The 6,780-nt window shown below is 37.7% G+C and carries 5 protein-coding genes, 2 pseudogenes and 1 other annotated feature; of the genes and pseudogenes, 2 read left to right on the forward strand and 5 right to left on the reverse strand.

The window, feature by feature from the left end:
- Positions 1–127 precede the first annotated feature (127 nt).
- The 5 genes and pseudogenes from FTU05_RS17010 to FTU05_RS17030 all read right to left on the reverse strand — a co-directional run.
- A pseudogene (locus FTU05_RS17010) lies at positions 128–820 on the reverse strand (IS66-like element ISAba25 family transposase); the annotation flags it as partial.
- A gap of 74 nt (positions 821–894) precedes the next feature.
- Positions 895–1,230: an IS66 family insertion sequence element accessory protein TnpB gene (tnpB, locus tag FTU05_RS17015; protein ID WP_179990954.1), complete on the reverse strand. Its 336-nt coding sequence runs from the start codon at positions 1,228–1,230 to the stop codon at positions 895–897.
- Positions 1,227–1,610, reverse strand: coding sequence for a transposase (locus tag FTU05_RS17020; protein ID WP_179990955.1), 384 nt, complete (start codon positions 1,608–1,610; stop codon positions 1,227–1,229). Before FTU05_RS17020 ends, tnpB begins: the two co-directional genes overlap by 4 nt.
- Positions 1,611–2,040: 430 nt before the next feature.
- Complete coding sequence (locus FTU05_RS17025; protein WP_119879449.1) at positions 2,041–2,952, reverse strand: ParB/RepB/Spo0J family partition protein; 912 nt, start codon at positions 2,950–2,952, stop codon at positions 2,041–2,043.
- A gap of 7 nt (positions 2,953–2,959) precedes the next feature.
- Entirely contained in the window at positions 2,960–3,739 is a 780-nt protein-coding gene (locus tag FTU05_RS17030; RefSeq protein ID WP_179990956.1) for a ParA family protein, read from the reverse strand.
- Between the two features lie 856 nt (positions 3,740–4,595).
- Between FTU05_RS17030 and FTU05_RS17035 the strand changes: the two genes are divergently transcribed.
- Both FTU05_RS17035 and FTU05_RS17040 read left to right on the forward strand, forming a co-directional pair.
- Positions 4,596–5,768, forward strand: coding sequence for a replication initiation protein (locus FTU05_RS17035; protein ID WP_127800989.1), 1,173 nt, complete (start codon positions 4,596–4,598; stop codon positions 5,766–5,768).
- Positions 5,769–5,930: 162 nt separating this feature from the next.
- Positions 5,931–6,640, forward strand: a pseudogene (locus FTU05_RS17040) (IS3-like element ISAba29 family transposase); the annotation flags it as partial.
- Positions 6,206–6,322 (forward strand) — a sequence feature (AL1L pseudoknot). Its footprint overlaps the pseudogene before it by 117 nt.
- Positions 6,641–6,780: the final 140 nt, after the last annotated feature.

The raw sequence follows: 6,780 nt of genomic DNA on the forward strand, positions 1-6,780 counted from the left end.
GGGCAAATTGTAGGTTTTATCTCAGGTTCAAATTTAAGATTTTAGCAGCACTCCAAACTCTACAATTTGCGTATAGTGGTAGCTAATCACTATATCAATCAAGATACAAGAAGCACTGCTTCGCAAGAGATAAAGTTGATCTAGAAAGTTCGATTCCCGCCCGCTGATAGATCAGACGTTGACGGTACAGCGGCAAATGATCGGCATATTTCGATACCAGCACATGGCTGAGCAGTTCAGGTGAAGCAATGCCTTTATCAATCACATAGGCGGGCATCGCTTGCTAAGTCAGGGTGTCACACTGATCACAGACCCATTTACCACGCACATGCTGTTCCTTATAGAACTGTGCCGGTCTGAAATGCAGTTTTTCACTGACATCTTCGCCGATACGACGGAGTTGGCAGCCACAAGCACATTGGGTTGATGCAGGTTCATGCTCAATACGGATGGTGTGTAGATGATCTGGCAGTGGTCGACGTTTAGGTTTATTGGTTTTGGCTTTCTGTGTCGCTGCATTAGTTTTATCTGCATTTAGCCGTTCCAGTTCTAGATCAACCGCGGCAATATCTTCTTCAACCGCTTCATCCCACAGATGGATTTGTTTTGCCGTTAAGTGTTCATTCTTTTGGGCGAATTTGTGCTTTTTAAACAGCGCCAGTTCATGCTCGTATTTTTGATTGAGAATAGAAAGATGTTGAACTTTAGAATCTAATTGCTGGTTTGATTGTGCTAGAGACTGATGCTGCATCGCCAACTGCCGGGTAAATTCCAGCAGTTGTTCATGGGTCAGTTGGCTTAAGTCAGGCAGCGTATTCATGACCGCAGTATGCCTGAGGTCATGAAGAGAATGAAATAGAACGTTTGGAGAATAGCAGAATAGCCGAGCTTGGTTTAGAGCATTGTTACCACTTGCTGTCGTCCAATGCGCTGCCAGGGCAAACCCTGGATTAATGCCTGTAACTGTTCCGGGTTGAGGACCACGGTTTCACCTTGGTGAACTTGAGCCCAGTGGAATTTTCCCTGTTCCAGCCGCCTGGCACACAGCCAGATGCCCAGTCCATCATGTACCAGCACTTTCATACGATGACCACGTTTATTACAGAACAGGTAGGCGCAATGCGGTTTGATGTAGCCAAAGGCTCTCACCACCTGAGCCATGGTCGTATCCATACCTGCACGCATGTCCATGGGCTGGGTAGAGAGCCAAATTTCATTGATACGGATCATGTTGCCAGTGCCTTGAGTAATTCTGCCAAGGCAGGTATTTCTGATGTCTGCCATTTTAGCTGAATATCATTATTCGTATGAGGCACGGTGATACACAACGTGATCCTCTCATCAATAGGTTGGCTGATTGCAGCAGTGTAAGGCAAAGCAATAAATGCTGGATTCACATGAGTAGGATCCTGCACGGCACCATCATGATGGCTGAAGATCCTGATCCAACGACTGACAAGGTTGGCATTAATACTATGTTGCAGTGCGACCGAAGCGATCGAGGTATTAGGATTTTTGCAGGCATTGACAATACTGAATTTGAATTCTTTGCTGTATGTTCTGCGTTTTTTAGCAACAGGAGGTGTTGCTGAATATATATCCATGTTCATAGATTAAGTCCCCACTTGTTTTTAGGTGGGAACTAAATTAAGGCTTATAGGATCGCTTGGTAAGGCTGTGTTAGCTGGATGCTTACTTTCTTTTACCTTAATAACGTATTTTTTTAACGGCAGCATACCTTTTGAAACACCACCAAATTATTTATGTTCCACCAGCACATATACTTCCCTATCGAAAAATCTGATAAGAATTGATTATTTTGATACAAAACCTGAAAACTGGGAGTGCTTATATGGACATATATAATATTTCCGGATAAATATAAAACTACTCCACAAGAAGAAAGGCAGAATTTAATCTCAGTCCGAAGTAACAGTACTCTCAAAGACCAAATGTAAAGAAGCATACTTAAGAAAATAAATTTCAATAATGCATGAGGATGTAATTAGTTTCAGGGTGCTAAGAAAGTGTAGCAACTTGCTACACTTTTTCGCTTTTTTGAATCAGCTGTTTTAAGAAATCTTCTAATTGTAAGAGACTGGCTTCGTCAATTTCCGAGATATTCAGAGAAACCTTAAGCTGTTTTTGATTCAGTTTGATATTCCCCGCAATCTTACCGGCATATTCAATTTTTCTGACCACGGATGTTGTGGTCAGTTTTTCTGGATTCTGACTCAATAGTTTTTCAGCATAAGTAGTAACTTTGCTTTGCTCGAGTTTTTTGTCTTTTAATTTTTCCCAAGCTCCGAGTAAGGCCACTTCGGCTTCAGAGAGTTGTTCAAGATGATCCGATAGAAATTTTTTGAATGCAGTTGCAGCAGTACGGCCTAGCAAGCCTGGTTCCACATCAAGGTCATTTAAAATTGCTTGCGGCAGTTTTTCGTATGCTAAATACTTGTACATATCTTCGCGATTTAAACCCAGTGAATTGGCTAAACGTTGCTTGTTTTTCTTTAATTTCTCATCAAGTGAGTTCAGGCCAATAAAAATCTCATAATCTGTCAGATCCTGACGCTTTAAATTCTCTGCCAGGGTTAACAAAGATGCTTCTACATTATTTGCATCAATTATAATGGCTTCAATCACAGACTTTCCGAGTAATTGATGTGCCCGTAAGCGTCGCTCGCCTGCAATCAGTTCATATTTCAGATTATCCAGTTTACGCACTGTAATGGGCTGCAAAAGGCCGATTTCATTAATAGAATCCGCCAGTTCTTTTAACTGTGACTCTTCAAATATTTTACGCGGCTGGTTTGGACTTCGGCTGATATCCTCAATAGGGACATTACGTCTAAACTCTTTCGGCTCTTTAATATTGTCTTTCTGTGCTTGCTGATGTTTTTCTGTATTCTGTTTCAGTTTCTGAGCTAAAAGCTCTTTGGTGCTTGCCATAATGCTCTCAGGTTTTAATTTTCACTACAATTTCATTGGCAAGGCTTTCAAAAGCCTTACGTACTTTTGAATTTTTTTCTACTTTCAAAAGTGGTTGTTGCAGAATCGCTGCTTGATTGACTTTAGTACTTTGAGGAATTGTGGTTTCTAAAATTTTACCTACCTGTTTCAAGGCTTCATCCCGAATCAGCTTACAGACATTCTGACGTTCATCATGCTTAATTAGTAAAGCGCCTAAAAGCTCTAAATCTGGATTAATACGTTTGATTTTTTCAAGATGATTTAAAAGATCTGTTACCCCATACAATCCATATTGTGATCCTGATTCGATAGGGATAATGACATGAGTTGAAGATGCCAAGGCATTGCTTGTTAATAATTTAAGGCTAGGTGGACAGTCGATCAATATAAAATCATAAAGATCTTTTAATAGTTTTAACTTGATATTTAACTCTTCAGAAGGACGGGGAGCTTCTTCTTTTAGTTGATCTTCAGTTTTTCCTAAATTTAAGGAACCATAAATTAATGATACTTTTTCAAAGTTCGTTTCTTCTTGTAATGCATCTGCCAACAACGAAATATCGCCCACTAGTAATTCTGCTGTAGTGACAGCAATTTCGCTTGGATGTTGGATCCCAATGTGTAAACTTGCGTTTGCTTGAGGATCTAAATCAATGACTAAAACTTTGTAGCCAAGATTGGCAAGTTCTGAGGCTAGGTGTACAACAGTCGTTGTTTTGCCACATCCGCCTTTATGGTTAGCAACAGTAATAATTTTTGCAGACATGCGTGTCAGATGCTTCCTTATTTCAATGTTTAGTAATATAAATAACTTTCATTCATCTTACTATAGTTTTTAAATTTATAAATCCTATTTATTCAGCTGTAAAACAACTTAAAAAATAAATTTTTAACTAAGCTAGCTTAATTAAAAATTAGAATAATTAGTTATTTAGCTAATTAATAATTAGGATCATATTTTTATTATATAAAACAAGTGCTTGTAACTTTAAAAGTGGAAGGTTTGTCACTATAAAGTGGAAGGTTTGTCACTATAAAGTGGAAGGTCTGTCACCGTAAAGTGGAAGGTCTGTCACTATAAAGTGGAAGGTTTGTCACTATAAAGTGGAAGGTCTGTCACTAGGGTGGAAGGTTTGTCACTACTATTTTTATAACTGCTATTTTTATTTAAAAATAATTTAAAAAACAAATATTTAAGCTGTTAATAAAGTCTCATAACTAAGCTTTAAAGGTGGAAAGATTGTCACTGTATCTTCTTAACCTGTGGATAATCTGTTTTTATTGGATATTTCCTGATGATTATATGTGCAGTTATACCTTTTAAATCTAACAAAAAGGTGGAAGCCTTGTCACATCAGGGTTTTTATCTGACTTAACCTAACTAGACCTGAATGAAAAAAGTAAAAATAGACCTTCTGAACTGTAATTTCGAGACTAAAGGTGGAAGGTCTGTCATCATGGGGTGGAAAGATTATAATTAATTCCACTTTAAGTGCAGGAAATCGGCTAAAATGCTTCTTTTTGATGACAAACTTTCCACTTTTAGAATATTGTGGTGAAAGTCTTGAAAGTTTTTCCACTTTTGTATATAAAAACTAAGTTAAATTATAAATATCACGGTTATGACAGAATCTGAACCATTGCAAGAAGAATCGAATTATATTCCTTACTGTATAGGCAACATTCGCCATAATGGCGTTGTCAGTACCAGTAACCGTTTAATTCGCCCAATCGAATTATCAGCCAATGAATATAAGGCACTTTTATATGCAATGGCGGTTGCGAATTATAGTGAGAAAAATAGGGTAGATGGTGAAATTACCGAACAAACTTATATTTATTTGTATAAGGATGATTTGGCAGATTTACTAGGATTAAATAAACGTAATTCAATTAATGTTGCAATAGATCGGATTTATAAAGAGCTTTCATCCCGGGTAGCTCATTTTATTATTGAGGAGCCAGCTGATAATGGTAAGAGAAAGACTAAAAAAGTACATTCTGTCGTTCCCATTATCCGTGAGTTAAGATGGGAAGATGATTCTAAAAATGCGATTCAGATTCGTTTTACCAGTGAGGTGTTGCCGTATTTCACTCAACTGGCTGGGGGTAATTTTACTACCTATCAGCTAAAACATCTTTTTGCCCTAGATTCTGTTGCCAGTATGAGTCTTTATACTTATTTCATTAAAAACGAATTTAAGTACGCCAATCAAAAGAGTTATGAAGTGCCATTACTTTTAGAAAACTTGAAAGCACTGATTGATATTAATGAAACCAAATATGATCGCTGGGTAGATTTTAGACGCTATGTATTAGACAAAATAGTGGCAGAAATTAACGAAAATACAGATCTACAGTTAGAGTATGAAACCGTTAAGAAAGGCCGTCCAATTGTAGGTGTGAATTTTAAACTGCATCATCGGATTGCTGATAAGGCACTGGATGAATTTGCAGTGATTGAAAAAATCTATCTTGATGTTCCATTTGAAGACAATGCATCCGTAAAAGAATTAGGGGCTAAATTCGATATGAATGTACGTTCTTGGTATATTTTTAATAATGATGAAAATTATCAGCAGTTCAAGAAGTGGTTTAAAAAAGTAGGATGCCTCACTGACTCTCAAGCAAATATTGTCATTAATGACACTTTATTCCAAATGGATTTTGCTGAAATTGGTATGGGGTTGAATGACTTTAAACGAAATATGAAGCATAAACTTAAAAGTAATCCGGAATTCGTCCATAGTATTCGTGAAAGACTGAATGATATTTTTGGTAAAGAGTTGATCTAGCGAAAAGTGTAGCAACTTGCTACACTTTTTAGATATATGTTCGTAAAGAATACAAGTGGTAAGGACCTTAGGATAAAAACGACTCTGTTGCATAAAGTGTGAAAATTGAGACTGAACCGTACCGGGTTTGTCGGAGACCAACTTTCTTGAGAGAATGTTCCAATGACAAAACCAAAATATACCCCTGAAATCAGAGAAAGAGCGGTTCAATTATTGATTGAATCTGAAAAAGATTATCCTTCTACTTGGGCTGCAATCACAGCTATTGCACCTAAGATTGGTTGTACTCCTGAAACATTGCGTGTTTGGTATTTAAAGCATATGGATCAACTAAATCCTGCCAAAGTACAACAGATATCTGACCAAGAAAAAATGAAGCAAATGGAACGTGAAATTAAAGAATTAAAACGTGCCAATGAAATTCTACGTAAAGCAGCCGCTTTTTTCGCCCAGGCGGAGCTCGACCGCCCACACAAATAATGGTGGATTTTATCCAGAACAATAAAGATCGATATGGTGTTGAAGCGATTTGTAGAATTTTACCGATTGCAGCTTCGACCTATTATCGGGCTTTAGATCTCGTTGATAACCCAGAACATCGAGCGAAACGTGCTCTGCATGATTTATATCATGCAGAGCAAATCAAACGTATTTGGAAAGAAAGTTTAGGTCGATATGGTGTGCGTAAGGTCTGGCAACAATTGAAACGTGAAGGTTATGTTATCGCACGTTGTACAGTTGCTCGATTGATGCAGAAGCTAGGTATACAAGGTGTTTGGCGTGGTAAGAATAAACAAACCACCCGTAGCCGAGATGATCAAAAACGAGCAGATGACTTAGTAAAACGCAATTTTAATGCAGATCATCCTGACCCTTGCGAAGCAATGCTTCTTGTATCTTGATTGATATAGTGATTAGCTACCACTATACGCAAATTGTAGAGTTTGGAGTGCTGCTAAAATCTTAAATTTGAACCTGAGATAAAACCTACAATTTGCCCTTATCCCTCATA

This window comes from Acinetobacter sp. YH12049 (assembly GCF_013419875.1).
GTDB lineage: Bacteria > Pseudomonadota > Gammaproteobacteria > Pseudomonadales > Moraxellaceae > Acinetobacter > Acinetobacter amyesii.